Here is a 17,377-nt window from a genome sequence, read left to right as displayed (position 1 = left end):
CCTGAATTTCAGTTATCGTCGACTAACTGGACGACAGGATTACGTGATGACCGTTACCGAAGAGGTCGTCGGGAACCGCGCCGCGCACGCGGCGTTGGTCGACGATCTGCGCGCCCGGCTGGCCGCCGCTGCGCTGGGCGGGCCCCCGAAGGCGCGCGATCGCCACGTCGCGCGGGGCAAACTGCTGCCCAGGCAGCGCGTGGACCAGCTGCTGGACCCGGGGAGCCCGTTCCTCGAGCTGTCCCCGCTGGCCGCGACCGGAATGTACGGCGACGACTCCCCCGGCGCCGGGATCATCACCGGGATCGGCCGGGTGTCCGGCCGGGAATGCGTGATCGTGGCCAACGACGCGACGGTCAAGGGCGGCACCTACTACCCCATGACGGTGAAGAAGCATCTGCGCGCGCAGGAGATCGCGTTGCAGAACCAGCTGCCGTGCGTCTACCTGGTCGACTCCGGTGGCGCGTACCTGCCGCACCAGGACGAGGTGTTCCCCGACCGGGAGCATTTCGGGCGCATCTTCTACAACCAGGCGACCATGAGCGCCAAAGGGATTCCGCAGATCGCCGCGGTGCTCGGCTCCTGCACCGCGGGCGGCGCCTACGTGCCCGCGATGAGCGACGAGGCCGTGATCGTGCGCAACCAGGGCACCATCTTCCTCGGCGGCCCGCCGCTGGTGAAGGCCGCGACCGGTGAGGTGGTCACGGCCGAGGAACTCGGCGGCGGCGAGCTGCACTCGCGCACCTCCGGCGTCACCGACCACTTGGCCGAGGACGATCAGGACGCGCTGCGCATCGTGCGCCGCATCGTGGCCACGCTCGGCCCGCGCACGCCGGTCCCGTGGGACGTGCGGCCCGTCATCGCGCCCGCCGCGCCGGAATCCGAGCTCTACGACGTGGTGCCGACCGACCTGCGCACTCCCTACGACGTGCGCGAGGTGATCCATCGCCTGGTCGACGGGACAGTCGAGGGCGAGAGCGGGTTCCACGAGTTCAAGGCCGAATACGGCAAGACCTTGGTCACCGGGTTCGCGCACATCCACGGACATCCGGTGGGCATCGTCGCCAACAACGGCGTGCTGTTCAGCGAATCCGCCATGAAGGGCGCGCATTTCATCGAGCTGTGCGACAAGCGCAGTATCCCGCTGCTGTTCCTGCAGAACATCACCGGCTTCATGGTCGGCCGCGACTACGAGGCAGGCGGCATCGCCAAGCACGGCGCGAAGATGGTCACCGCGGTGGCCTGCGCCCGCGTGCCGAAGCTCACCGTCGTCATCGGCGGCTCCTACGGCGCGGGCAACTACTCGATGTGCGGGCGCGCGTATTCGCCGCGGTTCCTGTGGATGTGGCCGAACGCCCGGATCTCGGTGATGGGTGGCGAGCAGGCGGCGTCGGTGCTGGCGACGGTGCGCGGCGACCAGCTCGACAGCAGCGGGCAGCCCTGGTCGGCCGCGGACGAGGAGGCGTTCAAGGCCCCGATCCGGGACCAGTACGAGAGCCAGGGCAACCCCTATTACTCGACGGCCAGGTTGTGGGACGACGGCGTGATCGATCCCGCCGACACCAGAACCGTGCTCGGGCTGGCGCTGTCGGTGTGCGCGCAGGCCCCGCTCGAACCCGTCTCCTACGGCGTTTTCCGGATGTGATGACGATGCTGAACAGATCCGTTCCCGTCGGATTCGACACCGTGCTCGTCGCCAACCGCGGCGAGATCGCGGTGCGGGTGATCCGCACTCTGCGCGCCTTGGGAATTCGCTCGGTGGCCGTCTACAGCGACGCCGACGCCGACGCCCGCCACGTCCACGAAGCCGACACGGCGGTGCGTCTCGGCCCGGCCCCCGCCCGGGAGAGCTACCTCGCCATCGACCGGGTGGTGGCCGCCGCCGTGCGCACCGGTGCGCAAGCGGTCCACCCCGGCTACGGGTTCCTCTCGGAGAACGCCGCTTTCGCCGCCGCGCTGGCGGAGGCGGACATCGTCTTCCTCGGCCCGCCTGCCCGCGCCATCGAGGTGATGGGCGACAAGATCACCGCGAAGAACACCGTGGCCGCGTTCGGCGTTCCCGTGGTGCCCGGCATCGCCACCCCCGGCCTGACCGATGACGAGCTGATCGCCGCGGCCGGCGAAGTCGGCTATCCGGTGCTGGTCAAGCCGTCCGCGGGCGGTGGAGGCAAGGGCATGCGCCGGGTGGACGATCCGGCCCGCCTGCCGGAGGCGCTGCGCAGCGCCCGGCGCGAGGCCGCCGCCGCGTTCGGCGACGACACGCTGTTCCTGGAACGGTTCGTCACCCGGCCGCGGCACATCGAGGTGCAGATTCTCGCCGACCAGTTCGGCAACGTGCTGCACTTGGGCGAGCGCGAATGCAGCTTGCAGCGCCGCCACCAGAAGGTGATCGAGGAGGCTCCCTCCCCGCTGCTGGACGCGGCCACCAGGGCCAGGATCGGCGCGGCGGCCTGCAACACCGCGCGCAGCGTGGACTACGTGGGCGCGGGCACCGTGGAGTTCATCGTCTCCGCCGACCAGCCGGACGAGTTCTTCTTCATGGAGATGAACACCCGCCTGCAGGTAGAGCATCCGGTCACCGAGCTGGTCACCGGCGTCGACTTGGTGGAATGCCAGGTCCGGGTGGCGGCCGGGCAGAAGCTTGCGGTGGCGCAGGACGACATCCGCATGGTCGGGCACGCGATCGAGGCCAGGGTGTACGCCGAGGATCCGGGGCGCGGGTTCCTGCCCACCGGCGGCACGGTGCTCGACCTCGACGAGCCGGAAGGTCCCGGCGTCCGGGTCGACTCGGGCCTGCGGATCGGCACGCGCGTCGGCAGCGATTACGACCCGATGCTGTCGAAGGTCATCGCGCACGCCGGTGATCGCACCGCCGCGCTCGCGAAACTGGATCGGGCGCTGGCCGACACCGTGCTGCTCGGCGTGACCAGCAATATCGAATTCCTGCGCTTCCTGCTCGCCGACCCGGACGTGGCCGAAGGACGGCTGGACACCGCCCTGCTGGACCGGCGGGTCGCCGACTTCCGCCCCGCCGCCGTCGGCGACGACGAGTTCGTCGCCGCGGCGGCCTGGCACTGGGTGCGCCGCTGGCCCGCCGCGCCGCGCGACCCCTGGGAGGTGCCCTCCGGCTGGCGGATCGGGGCCGACGCGCCGACGCCGATCCGGCTCGCGGGCGGCGAGCGGGTCGAGCACGTCTACCTGTCCGGCACGCCGGACGACGGCACGGTGCGGGTCGACGAGGGCGAAAGCCGCGCACTGACGGCGGTATTCACCGCCTCCGGCGATCGATGCGCGGGCGAACTCGCCCTCACCCTGGACGGCCTGCGCCGCACCTACCGGGTCGCCGAGCAGGACGGCTTGCTGTGGGTGGCCGGACCGTCCGGCATCGCGGTGCTGCGCGAAGTGGCCGAGGTCAACGTGCGCGGCGGCGACGAGCACGTGGGCGACGCCGAGATCCGCTCCCCCATGCCCGGCTCGGTGATCGCGGTGCCGGTCGCCTCCGGCGCCGCCGTCGCGGCGGGCGATCCGGTGGTCATCGTGGAGGCGATGAAGATGGAGCACTCGCTCACCGCGCCGGTCGCCGGAACCGTCGAACTACTGGTCGAACCCGGCGCGCAGGTGCGCCTGGACCAAGTGCTGGCGCGCGTCGTCGCGCAGGCCGCAACGAAACCCACCGAACGAGAAGGAATCCCCGCATGACCGACTTCCTGTCCACCGGCACGCTGCCGGAGGAGTACCGCGATCTCGCGCTGACCGTGCGCGACTTCGCGCGGTCGGTGGTCGCTCCGGTGGCGGCCGAGCACGACGCGAACCACACCTTCCCGTACGAAGTGGTCGCGGGGATGGCCGAGATGGGCCTGTTCGGCCTGCCGTTCCCGGAGGAGTACGGCGGCATGGGCGGCGACTACTTCGCGCTGTGCCTGGCGCTCGAGGAACTGGGCAAGGTCGACCAGAGCGTGGCGATCACGCTGGAGGCGGGCGTCTCGCTCGGCGCGATGCCGATCTACCGCTTCGGCAACGACAAGCAGAAGCAGGAATGGCTGCCACAGCTGACCAGCGGCCGCAACCTCGCCGCGTTCGGGCTCACCGAACCGGGCGCGGGCAGCGACGCGGGCGGCACCAGGACCACCGCGGTCATCGACGGCGGCGAATGGATCATCAACGGCAGCAAGCAGTTCATCACCAATTCCGGCACCGACATCACCACGCTCGTCACGGTGACCGCGGTGACCCGGAACACCGGCGGCAAGAAGGAGATCTCGACGATCCTGGTGCCGACCGACACACCCGGTTTCGTCGCCGAGCCCGCGTACAACAAGGTCGGCTGGAACGCCTCCGACACCCATCCGCTCAGCTTCACCGACGTCCGCGTCCCCGAGGAGAATCTGCTCGGCGAGCGCGGGCGCGGTTACGCGAACTTCCTGCGCATCCTCGACGAGGGCCGCATCGCCATCGCCGCGCTCGCGGTCGGCGCCGCGCAGGGCTGTGTGGACGAGAGCGTGCGCTACGCCAAGGAGCGCGAGGCGTTCGGCCAGGCGATCGGACGCAATCAGGCCATCGCGTTCAAGATCGCCAGGATGGAGACGCGGGCGCACGCCGCGCGCACGGCCTACTACGACGCGGCGGCGCTGATGCTGGCGGGCAAGCCGTTCAAGAAGCAGGCGTCCATCGCCAAGCTGGTGGCCAGCGAGGCCGCCATGGACAACGCTCGCGACGCGACGCAGATCTTCGGCGGCTACGGCTTCATGAACGAGTACGCCGTCGCCCGGCACTATCGCGACAGCAAGATCCTGGAAATCGGCGAGGGGACGACGGAGGTGCAGCTGATGCTGATCGGACGGGAGCTGGGCCTGTGACCCGGCGGACGGTCGTGCAGCGCGGCCTGTGGTTCGAGGAGTTCGACACCGAGGTGGTCTACGAGCACCGCCCCGGCCGCACCATCACCGAGGCGGACAACGTCCTGTTCACCACGCTCACCATGAACACCCAGGCGCTGCACCTGGACGCGGCGTTCAGCGATCGATTGCCTCCGTTCAATCAGCGGTTGGTGAACTCGATGTTCACCCTGTCCACGTTGATCGGACTGTCGGTGGCGCAGCTGACCCAGGGCACCATCGTGGCCAATCTCGGCTTCTCGGAGGTCGCTTTCCCCAAGCCGCTGTTCCACGGCGACACCATGTACGCCGAAACCGTGGTCACCGACAAGCGCGAATCGAAGAGCCGTCCTGGCGAGGGCATCGTGACCTTCGCGCACACGGCGCGCAATCAGCACGGCGACATCGTCGCGACCGCGGTGCGCAAGACGCTGGTGCGCAAGGCTCCGGAGGGCGTGGCATGAGGCTTCCGGTCCGGGGGAGACAACCCAAGGTCACCACGAACAGCGATGCGGATGCCCACAACCGACACAGCATGAGCCGCCCGGCCCTGAGGCAGCACAGCGGCACTACACCGGGCTCCGTGGGTATCCACAACCGACACAGCATGAGCGGTTCGGCCCGGAGTCGGCGGGGTCGCGCTCATGCCGGAGGCGATGCCGCATGAATTGGCGGATGGCAGGTCCGGCCTGGTTGTTCTGCCCGGCCGATCGTCCCGAGCGCTTCGCGAAGGCGGCGGCTGCGGCCGACGTCGTGATTCTCGACCTCGAGGACGGCGTCGCCGCGCACGACAAAGCGGCGGCGCGCAAGGCGCTGCTGGATACACCGCTCGATCCGGCGACCACGGTGGTGCGCGTCAACGCGGCGGGTACCGAGGACCATGCGCTCGATCTGGCGGCGCTCGCCGACACCGCCTACCGCAGGCTCATGCTGCCGAAATGCGAGTCCGCCGAACAGGTCACCGCGCTGGCGGACTACGCGGTGATCGCGCTGATCGAGTCGCCGCTCGGCGCGCTCACCGTCGGCGCGGCCATGACGGCGCGCAACGCGATCGGCGTCATGTGGGGGGCGGAGGATCTGGTCGCCGGGCTCGGCGGCACGGCGAGCAGGCATGCCGACGGCGGCTATCGCGACGTGGCTCGCCACGTCCGCTCCACCGCGCTGCTGGCCGCCAAGGCGTACGGCAAGTTCGCGCTCGACTCGGTGTACCTGGACATTGGCGATCTGGACGGGCTGCGGGCCGAGGCCGAGGACGCGGTCGCGGTGGGTTTCGACGCCAAGGTGGCGATCCACCCGAGCCAGGTGCCGGTGCTGCGCGCCGCCTACGCGCCCTCGGAAGCAGAGCTCACCTGGGCCCGCCGAGTGCTGGCGGAAGCGCCGAACCACCGCGGCGTCTTCGCCTTCGAGGGCAGGATGGTCGATGGCCCCGTGTTCCGGCACGCCGAGCAGATCGTGCGGCGCGCCGACCGCGCCTGAACGCAGAGTTTCCCCAGTCGAGAGGACCGCGATGCAACCACAATGGGTGCCGACCGAAGAAGACATCGCCGAGGCGAGGATCACCGACTTCGCCCGATTCGTCGCGGAACGCACCGGTGTGCACGCGACCGACTATCACGCGCTGTGGCAGTGGTCGGTCGACGATCTCGCCGGGTTCTGGCACGCGCTGTGGGACTACTTCGGACTCGGTGACATCGCGGGCGAAGTGTTGGCGAGCGCGGAGATGCCGGGCGCGCAGTGGTTCCCCGGCACCCGGTTGAACTATGTGGACCAGGTGATCCGGCAGCTGCGCACCGACCGGCCCGCGATCAAGGCGGTCAGTGAGGACGCTCCGATCCGCGAGGTGTCCTGGGCCGAACTGATCGACCACACCGCCGCTTTCGCACAGACGCTGCGGTCGCTGGGTGTGCGGCCCGGCGACCGGGTGGCCGGGTATCTGCCGAACATCCCGGAAGCGGTGATCGCGTTCCTGGCCACCGCGAGCATCGGCGCGATCTGGAGCGCCTGCGGACAGGACTACTCGCCGAAAGCCGCGCTGGACCGTCTCGGGCAACTGGAGCCGACTGTCCTGGTCACCGCCGACGGCTACCGCTTCGGCGGCAAGGCGCACGACAAGCGCGACGACATCGCCGCGTTGCGTGCCGGCCTGGACTCGCTGAAGGGCACGATCGCGGTCTCCCGGCTCGGGCTGGACGTGCCGGACGCGACCTCGTGGGACGAGGCGGTGACCACCACCGACGGGCTGCCTCCGGTGATCACCACGGAGTCGGTGGATTTCGACCATCCGCTGTGGATCGTGTTCTCCTCCGGCACCACCGGCCTGCCCAAGGGCATCGTGCACGGCCACGGCGGCGTGCTGCTCGAACACCTCAAAGCCGTTGCCCTGCAATCCGACATCGGACCCGAGGACACCTTCTTCTGGTACACCAGCCCGAGCTGGATGATGTGGAACTTCCAGATCGCGGGCCTGCTGGCCGGGGCGACCATCGTCACCTACGACGGCAGCCCTACCGCGCCGACCCCCGACGCGCTGTGGCGGATCGCCGCCGAGGTCGGCGCCACCGTGCTCGGCGCCAGCCCCGGCTATGTACTGGCCTGCATCAAAGCGGGCTCGGTGCCGCGCACCGAGCACGACCTGTCGGCCCTGCGCACCGTCGGCATCACCGGCTCCTCGCTGCCCACCTCCTCGGCGCTGTGGCTGGGCGAGAACGTCGGCGAGCACGTCCAGGTGTCCTCGATCAGCGGCGGCACCGACGTGGTGTCCGCGTTCATCGGGGGCGCGCGCACCGTGCCCGTGTGGCCGGGTGAGCTGTCGGCGCCCTTCCTCGGCGTCGCGCTGGACGCCTACGACCCGGCGGGGCAGCCGGTGCGCGGCGAAGTCGGCGAGCTCGTCGTCACCGCGCCGATGCCGTCCATGCCGGTCTCCTTCTGGCGCGACGAGGACGGGAAGCGTTATCACGACGCGTATTTCGACATGTTCCCCGGCGTGTGGCGGCACGGCGACTGGATCACCATCACCGACCACCACAGCGTGGTCGTGCACGGGCGGTCGGACTCCACGCTCAACCGGCACGGCATCCGGATGGGCAGCGCCGACATCTACCAATCCGTCGAACGGCTCCCGGAGATCGCCGAAGCGCTGGTGATCGGCGCCGAGCAGCCCGACGGCGGATACTGGATGCCGCTGTTCGTGACCCTCGCGCCCGGCGCGGAACTCACCGACGAGCTGAAAGCGCGCGTCAACAGCACCATCCGCACCGAGGTATCCCCCCGCCACGTACCCGACGAGATCATCCTGGCCCCCGGCATCCCGCACACCCGCACCGGGAAGAAGCTCGAGGTTCCGATCAAGAAGCTGTTCCAGGGCGCCGACCCGACCCGCGTCGTCGAACGCAGCGCCGTGGACAACCCGGACCTGCTCGACTGGTACGGCACGATCCGGCCCGGCGGGCGCGGCTGAGGCCGCTCCCGACTTCGGCTGCGGACGATCCCGATCAGTTGCCGGACGCAGTGCCGGGAGCGCGCGAATAGGGCGCCGCGATCCAGAACGGACGCGGCTGTGTGCGTCGCGAGTTCGGCTGCGGCGCAGGATTCTATCGGCGGTAGCCGCGCCCGCCGATGGACGCGGTGAAGACCGCCGCCCGCGCGCCGCGGGCGGCTTCCAGGTTGCGCTTCTCCAGCGGGGTGAGCCGATAGCGCGCCGTGATCCGCCGTACCGCGGCGACCACGGCGCCGAGCACCGGGATGGGGTCCACCGGGCGCAAAGCCAACGCCATGACGAACTCCTTACCAGAAAGACGCACCGGTACAAGCGGTTTCGGACAAACGGAGTATTGGATGGTGAGCCGGGGTACGCGAGCGGCGGGCATCGGGCATGGACCGGCGTCCGGGTTTCTCCTAGCGTGGAGGCGACAGCCGGTTCGACATGCGCGTGGAGGTGGCATCGTGGCCGCACAGGACGTCCGAGAACGCACGGAGCCCGCGGGTTTTCCGCCGGGGCCCGCGCTGCCGCCGCTCGTGCAGAGCGCGTTGTTCCAGCGGGACCGGGCCCGGTTCCTCACCGCGATGGCGCGCCGCTACGGTGACGTCTTCACCCTGCGAATCCCGCCGTTCGCCGACCGCGTCGTGGTGTACTCCCGCCCCGAGCACATCAAGGAGATCTTCGCGGGCGATCCGCACGACCTGCACGCGGGCGAGGGCAACCAGATCCTCGGTGCGATCATGGGCCCGCACTCGCTGCTGCTGACCGACGAGGCCGAGCACGCGCGGGCGCGCAGGCTGCTCATGCCCGCGTTCAACGGCGCCGCGCTGCGCGGCTACCGGGCGCTGATCTCCGAGATCGCGGCCGCGGAGATCGGCGGTTGGGCGCCCGGATCCACGGTGCGCATGCTGGACCGGATGAACGCGCTCACCCTCGAGGTGATCACGCGGGTGGTCTTCGGCGTCACCGACGAGCGGACCAGGGCCGAGCTGAACCCGCGCCTGAATCGGATCGTCCACCTGAATCCGCTGGTGTTCCTGGGTTCGAAGAGCGACCGATTGCGGCGGGTCGGCCCGTGGAAGAGCTTCGCCGAGAACCTGGCCGCGGTGGACGCCTTGCTCTACGCGGAGATCGCCGAGCGGCGGCGGGCGACCGATCTGGCCGGGCGCACCGACGTGCTGTCGCGCCTGCTCGAGGTCGGCGCGGGCGACGGCGACGCGCCGCTCACCGATGCCGAACTGCGCGACCAGCTCATCACGCTGCTGCTGGCCGGGCACGAGACCACCGCCTCGGCGCTGTCCTGGGCACTCTACGAACTCGCCGCCGACCCCGAGATCCAGCGGCAGGCCTCGGAGGCCGCGCGCACCGGCGACGACCGATACCTGGACGCGGTGCTCAAGGAGGCCATGCGGTTGCACACCGTCATCTCCGGCACCAATCGAAAACTGACCAGGGACATGACGATCGGCGGACAGCGGCTGCCCGCGGGCACCGTGGTCGCCACGTCGATCGTCCTCGCACACCGCCGTACCGAGGCCTACCCCGACGTCGCCGTGTTCCGCCCGGCCCGCTTTCTCGACGGCGAAGTGGCGCCGAACACCTGGCTGCCGTTCGGCGGCGGTGTGCGGCGATGCATCGGCGCGGGGTTCTCACTGCTCGAGGGCACCACGGTGCTGCGCGAAATCCTCGTCCGCGACACGCTTTCGCTCCCGGCGGGCAGCGCGCCCGAGCGCGGCAAGATCCGCAACATCACCACGGTGCCGCGCGGCCGGGCGCGGGTGGTGGTCGACCGGCGGTCAACCAGTATGTGAACAATGATTCTGTGTTCGATCAGCATTTGTACTGGATTTATATTCGTGTAAGTTTATCTCTGTTCGACAGCTAGTCCCGGCACGGCGCGCATGGTGCCCCGCGCTTCGGCCGAGTCCGGCTGTCGATTTCCGGACGCACCGGCGCGCACATCCCGCCTCGTCGCATGCCGGCGCGCACCGGAGAACAGGTACAGCTCCCGGGGGCCGCTCATCCCCGGGAGCCGTATCCCGTGGCACGGCCAGCCCGGCCATACGGCCAGGTCGTTACGATGTTCGTCATGAGTGTCGACAATCGCCGTACGGCGCGGAAGGCGAGCAGCGGCGACTCGGCACCTCGCGAGATCCGGCGCAGACCGAAGAACCGCCGTGCCCAGATCGCCGCCGCGTCGGCCGCCGCGTTCGGCGCGCTCGGCTACCACGGCGTCAGCATGGACGACATCGCCTCCGGGCTCGGCATCAGCTCGGCGGCGCTGTACCGCCACTACCCGAGCAAATACGCGCTGTTCCGGGAAGAACTGCTGCGCGTCGGCCAGGCGATGACCGAATCGGTCGAGCTGCCCGAGGAGGCGGCCGACTGGCCCGCCGAACAGCGGCTGCGGCACGTGCTCGACGCGCTCATCGCGGTCACCATCGACAACCGCCCCACCGTCACGCTGGTGCGCTGGGAAGTCAGATACCTCGAGCCCGACGACCAGACCACGCTCAACGATCAGCAGGCCACGGTACTCGGCGCGCTGGGCAGCCAGCTGGCCGCGCTGCGCCCGGAACTCATCGAGGAGGACGTGCGCGTGCTGCGCGCCGCCTTGCTCAGCACGATCACCAGCATCGCCGACCATCACGCCGCCCTCCCGGCGAAACCCCTTGCCCGCCTGCTGCATTCGGCGTGCTGGTCGGTCGCCCACGCGAAGCTGCCCGCGACGCGCGCGGTCGAGCCGGTCGCGGTGGTGGAGATCCCGGATTCGTTCAAACACGAACTGCTGCTGCGCAAAGCGGTCGAGCTGTTCCACGAGCGCGGCTACCCCAACGTCAGCGTGGAGGACATCGCCACCGCCGCAGGGCTTTCGGCGGCCTCGGCGGTGTACCGCTTCTACCGCGGCAAGAGCGACATCCTGGCCGCCGCGTTCCGCCGTGCCGCCGAACGGGTTTCCGGCGCCGTCGGCCCGGCCGTGGCGGCGGCCGGCGATTCCGAGGACGCGCTCACCGCGTTGATCACGCAATACGTCGCCGGATCGTTCGCCGAACGCGCCCTCACCTTCGTGTACTACACCGAGTTCCAGCATGTCCCCGCCGAGGACCGCACGGTGCTGCGCAATATCCAGCGACTCAGCGTCGAGGAGTGGGCCCGGCTGCTGCGCGAGGTGCGTCCGGAGCTCGCTCCGGCGGAGGCGCGCATCCTCGTCCACGCGGCTTTCGCGGTGGTCGTCGACCTGGGCCGCGCCTTCGGCAACGAACCGCTGGCCGCCCAGGACCGGGTGCGCCTGCTGATGCAGCTGGTGCTCTTCGGACGGCCCGCGCGATAGTCAGGTAAGTTAGCCGATATTCTCGTTTCGATCGGCGAATTGTGCGACATTGAAGGCGGATCACCAGATTTTTGTGATCTACCATTCATTTCTTCCCGCGGGCGGGTAGCGTCGCTGTACCGAACGTTGTGTTGGGCTAACATCGCGGCATGGGTGCCCAGGACCGCCATGCCGCGGACAAGGCGGCCGACGGGACACCGGCACGCGTGATCCGGCGCCGACCACGTGACCGCCGCGCCCAGATCGCGGCGGCGTCGGCCGAGGCGTTCGGGGCGCTCGGCTACCACGGCGTCAGCATGGACGACATCGCCTCTCGGCTCGACATCAGCTCCGCGGCGCTGTATCGCCACTATCCGAGCAAATACGCGCTGTTCCGCGAGGAAGTGTTGCGGTTGGGCGCGGTCAGCGCCGAAGCGGTCCGGCTGCCCGAAGCCACGGACCTGTCCGCCGAGCAGCGGCTCGCGCGGGTGCTCGACGCCTTGATCGAGGCCGCCATCGTCAACCGGCGCAGCGCGGCGCTGTTGCGCTGGCAGCGGCGCTACCTGGAGGAAGACGACGCGGACACGCTGGCCGATCAGCTCGCGGGCGTGAACGCGACGCTCACCGCACTGCTCGCCGAGACCAGGCCCGCGCTGTCGAAGGCCGATCGCGCCGTGCTGGCCGCGGCGGAACTGAGCGTGCTCAGCAGCATCGGTGATCACCATGTGTCGATCCCGGTGCGGACGCTCACCGCGCGGCTCACCGCGGCCTGCCACGCACTCGCCGCGTGCGAGCTGCCGCCGCCCGGCAGCGCCGAGGCCGAGAACTTCACCGCGACCGAGATCCCGCTCACCTTCAAACACGAATTGCTGCTGACGCGCGCGGTGGAGCTGTTCCATCAGCGCGGGTACCCGAACGTCAGCGTGGAGGACATCGCCAACGCCGCCGGACTGCCCGCATCCTCGGCGGTGTACCGGTTCTACCGCGGCAAGGGCGACATCCTCACGGCGGCGTTCCGCCGGGCCGCGGACCGGGTGTCGGCCGCCATCGGGCCTGCCGTCTCCGCGGCCGAGACGCCCCAGCAAGCGCTCGACACCCTGATCGAGTTGTATGTGGCCGGCTCGTTCGCCGAGCGGGAGCTGACCTTCGTCTACTACGCCGAAATCAGCAACGTGCCGCCCGAGGAGCGCACGGTACTGCGCAATATCCAGCGTCTCAACGTCGAGGAATGGGCCAAACTGCTGGGCGGCGTGCGGCCCGAGTTGTCCGCCGCCGAAGCGCGGCTGCTCGTGCACGCCGCCTTCGCCCTGGTCGTCGACCTGGGCGAACGCTTCGGCTCCACCGACCCGGCCTGCTCCCCCCGGCGCGTGGTGCGCCTGATGCAGGCGATCCTCTTCGGCCACCTGACGCCGTAGCGCGGGTGGCCCACGGACGTGGGCGACAGCGCACCGTCGGTCCTAACGGCGGCCGACCGACCGGCGAACCGGCTCGACGCCTTCGTTCGCGAGTGGGCACACGGCCGCGGCGAATCGTGTGTGGCCACCGCGGCGAGGTGCCACTCGATGGCACGAGTATCGCCGAGTCGGCCGAGCGCGGGAGTCGGCGCGCGTTGTACCGGCGGAATCGTGGCGGAAGCTTTCGTTCGGGGCTGGTCGCTCGGGGTGCTCGATTCCCGAGTCCGAGTACGGTGGGATCCGTGCCGACTACGTGGGCGTTGCCGATAGGCCGGACATCGGGCGCGGGTCCTGGGCCAGTTCGAGGGCACGGCCGGTTTTCGCCACCGGCGAACGCCGGGGCGGAATCGGCCTCGGGGCAATGCTGTTGCGGTAGAAAGGCCCGCGTCCGGTCCCGGCGCGACATTCGCAGGGCATCGGCGCAGTCTCCGACTTCGGAAAGAAGATTCTCATGAGCACAGATCTCGACGCGCAACCCGCCGCGGCATCCGGAACCTTCGCCATCGGCGGCGATCTTCCGGTGCATCGGCTGGGATACGGCGCGATGCAGTTGACCGGCCCCGGCGTCTGGGGTGACCCCAAGGACCCGGACGAGGCGGTACGGGTGCTGCGCCGGGCGGTGGAGCTCGGCGTGAACTTCATCGATACCGCCGACTCCTACGGTCCGTTCGTCAGCGAGAAACTGATCCGCAAGGCCCTGCACCCGTATCCGGAGGGCCTGGTCATCGCCACCAAGGCCGGTCTCACGCGGCAGGGTCCGAACGAGTGGCGCCCGGTCGCGCGGCCCGAATACCTGCGCCAGCAAGCGGAACTGAGCCTGCGCCATCTCGGCGTCGACCGGATCGATCTGTACCAGCTGCATCGCATCGACTCGCAGGTGCCGCTGGCCGACCAGATCGGCGAGCTGGTCGCACTCCAGCAGGAGGGCAAGATCCGGCACATCGGCCTCTCGCAGGTGACCGTCGAACAGCTGCGCCAGGTGCGCGAACTCGCCACCATCGTCTCGGTGCAGAACCTGTACAACCTCGCCAACCGCGCCGACGAGGACGTGCTGAACTACGCCGAGCAGGAGAACATCGGCTTCATCCCGTGGTTCCCCATCGCCACCGGCGAACTCGCCGCTCCCGGCGGTCCGCTGGCCGCCATCTCCGCCGAGCACGGCGCGACCCCCGCCCAGCTCGCCCTGGCCTGGCTGCTGCGCCGCTCCCCCGTCATGCTGCCGATCCCGGGCACCTCCAGCGTCGCGCACGTCGAGGAGAACATCGCCGCCGCGCGAATCGAGCTGACGGACAAGGAATTCGAGGCGCTGTCGGCCGCCACCGGGTCTTCCGGGAACTGAGCGGTCCCGGCTGTCGGTCGGGAGTCCCCTACGTCGGGGCGACCAGCCGACAGCCGGACTGTCGCCCGGCCCGTACGTTCGATGACTGCTCGGCAACTCCGGCATAGGCGATCCTTGCGGATATCGTGGTTCTATGGGAGATCTCGAGTTCCCTCCGGGCTCCGGTTACGACTGCTGCGACCCTGACTGTGACTGTGGTGGCGATCGCCCTGCGGCACGATGCCACCACGCGGATACCACGACGGGCTGGGAATTCATGTCGCCGGAGCAGTACGAGCAGCGATGGGGCCGGCCTCCAGAAATCGACTGACTTCGCGAGTGGCACAGCGCTGCGGGGCCTACTCGGGATTCGCCGCAGCCGTGTACCACTCGTTCGGGTAGATGTTCCCTTCCGACATCGACTCGGCTCGGTGGGCACCGGGGAGTCCTCGTATCTCCGTCGTAGGGAGATACGAGGACTTCGGCGCTGCCGGGGCTCCCTCGCCGTAGTCCCGTGCAGGGGATGAACGTCGTTGGCGGGCGGATCACGCTGCCGGCAACGAGTTCGGTGCGCTGACAGTCGGTCAGCGCGAGTATCCGTCGGCCCTGCTGTCGGGGACGACGCGGCCGGATGCGACCAAGGTGCGGAAGGCCGCTCGTTTGCGGGGGCAGGCGTCGGCGCGGCAGGGGCGGTGGCCCTGCATCACGCGGTGCGCCTGCTCGACGGTGAACGGCTTATCGGGCGGTCGGTGCGCGTCCTCCGCGCCGCCGTGCGGCAGGCAGGAGCCGACGCCGACGATCGCGGCCACCAGCAAGGTGCACGCGCCGAGCATGCTCAGCAGCGGATTCACGGCCGCTCACTGGTCGGCGGCCTGCCGGGAACAGAACGCCGACGCGGTTAGGTATTGCCTGCAGTGCGCGCCGTGCCCGGCGTGGACGGCGCACAGGAACCGCGCGCGGTCATAGGTCAGGCCGAGCGGTTCCTGCGAGCAGTCGCGGCTCTGAATCAACCACAGCTCTCGGACATCCGAGTGCAACACGTCCATCGTTCACCTCCATAAGCGCAGTGCACCCGACACCGAGAAGGCGCCGCCGGAGCCGCGCTCGACACGGATGGATCGGGCCGTGTCGGGACCGTGCGCCGGGTTCCGGACAACGGGCGCCCTCGACAGGGTTTGGGCGGACCCCCGATGCCGGGTGCGATTCAACAGTGCGCGTTGCGATTCGGTAGATAACAGACCCGAATGCGGTAATTGCGAGTACTTTCCGTTTGTAGCGGCCTGGAGCGAGGAAGAGAGACCTATGGTGGAGGTCGACTGGACGGGCGAAGCTGTACATGCGCTTCGCACGGCGATGAAGCGAAGCCGTTACGAATTCGCGCGTCTGGTGGGCGTCACACCGCGCACCGTGGTCCTGTGGGAGAACGGCCGGACAACCCGGATGCACGCCGCTAGCCAGCGTCTCCTGGACAGGGTCTTGTCGGGCGTCGATTCCGTCGTCGCCGAACGATTCGAGCGCGCGATCACCACGCGCCAGGAGCCGGCCCCCGACTACGAACGCGCCGATTCGGCGCCCGAAAGGCACACCAAGCTCGGTAGGGAAATCGGGCTCGACAAGGAAGTCGAGGAAGACGACGTGAGAAGGCGAGAACTGCTGGCCTGCATCGGCGCGGGCATGGCAGGCCAGGCGGCGGACCTGGTGGCGAGCGAACCGGAGAGGATGCTGGCAACCCTCGACGCGGGGTCGATCAGCGAACGGCGACTGGCGTTCCTGGAGCAGTCGGCCGAGGTCCTGGGCACGCGGGTGGTGCAGGTTCCGCCCCACGAGCTGTTGCAGACGGGGCTCGAGCAATTCCGGCTGGTACGTGGCTGTCTCGGCGAACGGCAGCCCACCCATCAGCAGGTCCGATTGGTGCGCACGGCCGGACGGCTGGCGAACGTGGTGGGCGAGATCCTCTTCAACGAAGGGCATTTCGGTCAGGCGCGCATGTGGTATGCCACCGCGATCCACGCCGCGCAGGACATCGGCGACCGTTATTCGGAGGACATCGCCCTGGCCGGGCTCGCGTATTTGCCGACGTATAGCGATAAACCGAAGGAAGTTTTGCAGTTACTCGACGGCCGCTTGCAAGAAAATCCGTCCTACGGCCCGGCCGCCGCATGGTTGTGGGGAATGGCGGCGCGTGCGCACGCCAGTCTCGGGCACGCCGATGAATTCGCGCGGTGTATCGCACGATCGGCATCGGCTTTGGAAGACGTCGGGTCCGAAGACCTTTCGGTCGGTATTTTTTCTTTCCGCCCGGAGAAACTCGCTTTTTATCAGGCGATCGGATATTCCCGGCTCGGCCGCGCCGAGGAGACCGCCGTGGCGGCCGCCCGCGCGATGGCGTTGTACGACCCGTCGGAGACCATGGAGCCCGCCTTGGTCCGCTTCGAGCACGCCACGGCGCTGCTGGCCTCGGGCGAGGTCGAGGAGGCCTGCGCGGTGGCGACCAGCGCCATCACGAACGCGCACACCTACGTGGGGCTCACGGTCACCAAGCGCGCGAAACAGTTCGACTCGGCGCTCGGCGGCCTGCGCACCAGAGCCGTCGCGGAATGGCGGCAGCACGCGCACGCGGTGATCGACGCGGCGCACGCCGAGGTCTGAGCCCGGAGACGAGGCGGGGCGCACCGGTCGGCAGGGGGATGTGGACCGGCGCGCCCCGCGTATTCAGGTGGTCAGTTCGCCTCGGTGGACATGGCTTCGATGAGCGACTTGGGACGCATGTCCACCCAGTGGGTCTCGACGTACTCGAGGCAGGACTTGCGGTTGGCGGCGCCGTAGGCGATGGACCAGCCGCCGGGAACGGCGGCGAAGACCGGCCATAGGGAATGTTCGCCTTCTTGGTTGATCAGGACGTAGAACTTGGCGTTGTCGTCGTCGAACGGGTTGGTCATTTCG

The 17,377-nt window shown here is 69.3% G+C and carries 15 protein-coding genes; 11 read left to right on the top strand and 4 right to left on the bottom strand.

Annotated features, from left to right (window positions below; translation table 11 throughout):
- Positions 1-46: 46 nt before the first annotated feature.
- The 6 genes from ABZ824_RS15525 to ABZ824_RS15500 all read left to right on the top strand — a co-directional run bounded on the left by ABZ824_RS15525 (position 47) and on the right by ABZ824_RS15500 (position 8,331).
- On the top strand, positions 47-1,645 hold the full coding sequence (locus ABZ824_RS15525) for a carboxyl transferase domain-containing protein (RefSeq protein WP_356963752.1): 1,599 nt from the start codon (positions 47-49) through the stop codon (positions 1,643-1,645).
- A gap of 5 nt (positions 1,646-1,650) precedes the next feature.
- Positions 1,651-3,699 carry a biotin carboxylase N-terminal domain-containing protein gene (locus ABZ824_RS15520; protein WP_356963751.1) on the top strand — a complete coding sequence of 683 codons (2,049 nt, stop codon included), beginning with the start codon at positions 1,651-1,653 and terminating at the stop codon, positions 3,697-3,699.
- Positions 3,696-4,856: an acyl-CoA dehydrogenase family protein gene (locus ABZ824_RS15515; protein ID WP_356963750.1), complete on the top strand. Its 1,161-nt coding sequence runs from the start codon at positions 3,696-3,698 to the stop codon at positions 4,854-4,856. Before ABZ824_RS15520 ends, ABZ824_RS15515 begins: the two co-directional genes overlap by 4 nt.
- A complete protein-coding gene (locus tag ABZ824_RS15510; RefSeq protein ID WP_356963749.1) occupies positions 4,853-5,338 on the top strand; it encodes a MaoC family dehydratase in 486 nt (161 codons plus the stop codon). The genes ABZ824_RS15515 and ABZ824_RS15510 overlap by 4 nt, the downstream gene beginning before the upstream one ends.
- A 199-nt stretch (positions 5,339-5,537) precedes the next feature.
- Positions 5,538-6,350 carry a CoA ester lyase gene (locus ABZ824_RS15505; protein WP_356963748.1) on the top strand — a complete coding sequence of 271 codons (813 nt, stop codon included), beginning with the start codon at positions 5,538-5,540 and terminating at the stop codon, positions 6,348-6,350.
- 31 nt (positions 6,351-6,381) lie between these two features.
- Positions 6,382-8,331: an acetoacetate--CoA ligase gene (locus ABZ824_RS15500; protein WP_356963747.1), complete on the top strand. Its 1,950-nt coding sequence runs from the start codon at positions 6,382-6,384 to the stop codon at positions 8,329-8,331.
- Between the two features lie 133 nt (positions 8,332-8,464).
- Here the strand turns inward: ABZ824_RS15500 and ABZ824_RS15495 are convergent, their stop codons facing one another.
- Complete coding sequence (locus ABZ824_RS15495; RefSeq protein WP_356963746.1) at positions 8,465-8,647, bottom strand: hypothetical protein; 183 nt, start codon at positions 8,645-8,647, stop codon at positions 8,465-8,467.
- 169 nt (positions 8,648-8,816) lie between these two features.
- Here ABZ824_RS15495 and ABZ824_RS15490 point away from each other — a divergent pair, with 169 nt between their 5' ends.
- The 4 genes from ABZ824_RS15490 to ABZ824_RS15475 all read left to right on the top strand — a co-directional run bounded on the left by ABZ824_RS15490 (position 8,817) and on the right by ABZ824_RS15475 (position 14,455).
- Complete coding sequence (locus tag ABZ824_RS15490) at positions 8,817-10,163, top strand: cytochrome P450 (protein ID WP_356963745.1); 1,347 nt, start codon at positions 8,817-8,819, stop codon at positions 10,161-10,163.
- A 278-nt stretch (positions 10,164-10,441) separates the two neighbouring features.
- Positions 10,442-11,683, top strand: a complete 1,242-nt coding sequence (locus tag ABZ824_RS15485) for a TetR family transcriptional regulator (RefSeq protein WP_356963744.1) — start codon at positions 10,442-10,444, stop codon at positions 11,681-11,683.
- A 149-nt stretch (positions 11,684-11,832) separates the two neighbouring features.
- Complete coding sequence (locus tag ABZ824_RS15480) at positions 11,833-13,077, top strand: helix-turn-helix domain-containing protein (protein ID WP_355074828.1); 1,245 nt, start codon at positions 11,833-11,835, stop codon at positions 13,075-13,077.
- Positions 13,078-13,567: 490 nt separating this feature from the next.
- Positions 13,568-14,455, top strand: a complete 888-nt coding sequence (locus tag ABZ824_RS15475; RefSeq protein ID WP_356963743.1) for an aldo/keto reductase — start codon at positions 13,568-13,570, stop codon at positions 14,453-14,455.
- 563 nt (positions 14,456-15,018) lie between these two features.
- Here ABZ824_RS15475 and ABZ824_RS15470 read toward each other — a convergent pair.
- Together ABZ824_RS15470 and ABZ824_RS15465 are read right to left on the bottom strand one after the other, a co-directional pair.
- A complete protein-coding gene (locus tag ABZ824_RS15470; protein ID WP_356963742.1) occupies positions 15,019-15,285 on the bottom strand; it encodes a hypothetical protein in 267 nt (88 codons plus the stop codon).
- Positions 15,286-15,291: 6 nt separating this feature from the next.
- A complete protein-coding gene (locus ABZ824_RS15465) occupies positions 15,292-15,480 on the bottom strand; it encodes a hypothetical protein (protein ID WP_355074836.1) in 189 nt (62 codons plus the stop codon).
- A gap of 307 nt (positions 15,481-15,787) precedes the next feature.
- On the opposite strand from ABZ824_RS15465, the gene ABZ824_RS15460 reads away from it, so the two are divergent.
- The gene (locus ABZ824_RS15460; RefSeq protein WP_356963741.1) at positions 15,788-17,083 is read left to right on the top strand and encodes a hypothetical protein; all 1,296 of its coding nucleotides are present in this window, start codon (positions 15,788-15,790) and stop codon (positions 17,081-17,083) included.
- A gap of 71 nt (positions 17,084-17,154) precedes the next feature.
- On the opposite strand, the gene ABZ824_RS15455 is transcribed toward ABZ824_RS15460, so the two are convergent.
- The gene (locus tag ABZ824_RS15455) at positions 17,155-17,373 is read right to left on the bottom strand and encodes an MbtH family protein (protein WP_355074840.1); all 219 of its coding nucleotides are present in this window, start codon (positions 17,371-17,373) and stop codon (positions 17,155-17,157) included.
- Positions 17,374-17,377: the final 4 nt, after the last annotated feature.

The organism is Nocardia sp. NPDC047038, from assembly GCF_040644075.1.
Taxonomy (GTDB): domain Bacteria; phylum Actinomycetota; class Actinomycetes; order Mycobacteriales; family Mycobacteriaceae; genus Nocardia; species Nocardia sichangensis.
This window is presented reverse-complemented; position numbering and strand designations above follow the sequence as displayed.

Bases quoted from the DNA above. Each gene is read 5' to 3' on its own strand.
- ABZ824_RS15455 (WP_355074840.1), bottom strand. From the start codon at position 17,373: ATGACCAACCCGTTCGACGACGACAACGCCAAGTTCTACGTCCTGATC.
- ABZ824_RS15515 (WP_356963750.1), top strand. From the start codon at position 3,696: ATGACCGACTTCCTGTCCACCGGCACGCTGCCGGAGGAGTACCGCGAT.
- ABZ824_RS15485 (WP_356963744.1), top strand. From the start codon at position 10,442: ATGAGTGTCGACAATCGCCGTACGGCGCGGAAGGCGAGCAGCGGCGAC.
- ABZ824_RS15505 (WP_356963748.1), top strand. From the start codon at position 5,538: ATGAATTGGCGGATGGCAGGTCCGGCCTGGTTGTTCTGCCCGGCCGAT.
- ABZ824_RS15525 (WP_356963752.1), top strand. From the start codon at position 47: ATGACCGTTACCGAAGAGGTCGTCGGGAACCGCGCCGCGCACGCGGCG.
- ABZ824_RS15520 (WP_356963751.1), top strand. From the start codon at position 1,651: ATGCTGAACAGATCCGTTCCCGTCGGATTCGACACCGTGCTCGTCGCC.
- ABZ824_RS15480 (WP_355074828.1), top strand. From the start codon at position 11,833: ATGGGTGCCCAGGACCGCCATGCCGCGGACAAGGCGGCCGACGGGACA.
- ABZ824_RS15500 (WP_356963747.1), top strand. From the start codon at position 6,382: ATGCAACCACAATGGGTGCCGACCGAAGAAGACATCGCCGAGGCGAGG.
- ABZ824_RS15465 (WP_355074836.1), bottom strand. From the start codon at position 15,480: ATGGACGTGTTGCACTCGGATGTCCGAGAGCTGTGGTTGATTCAGAGC.
- ABZ824_RS15495 (WP_356963746.1), bottom strand. From the start codon at position 8,647: ATGGCGTTGGCTTTGCGCCCGGTGGACCCCATCCCGGTGCTCGGCGCC.
- ABZ824_RS15460 (WP_356963741.1), top strand. From the start codon at position 15,788: ATGAAGCGAAGCCGTTACGAATTCGCGCGTCTGGTGGGCGTCACACCG.
- ABZ824_RS15475 (WP_356963743.1), top strand. From the start codon at position 13,568: ATGAGCACAGATCTCGACGCGCAACCCGCCGCGGCATCCGGAACCTTC.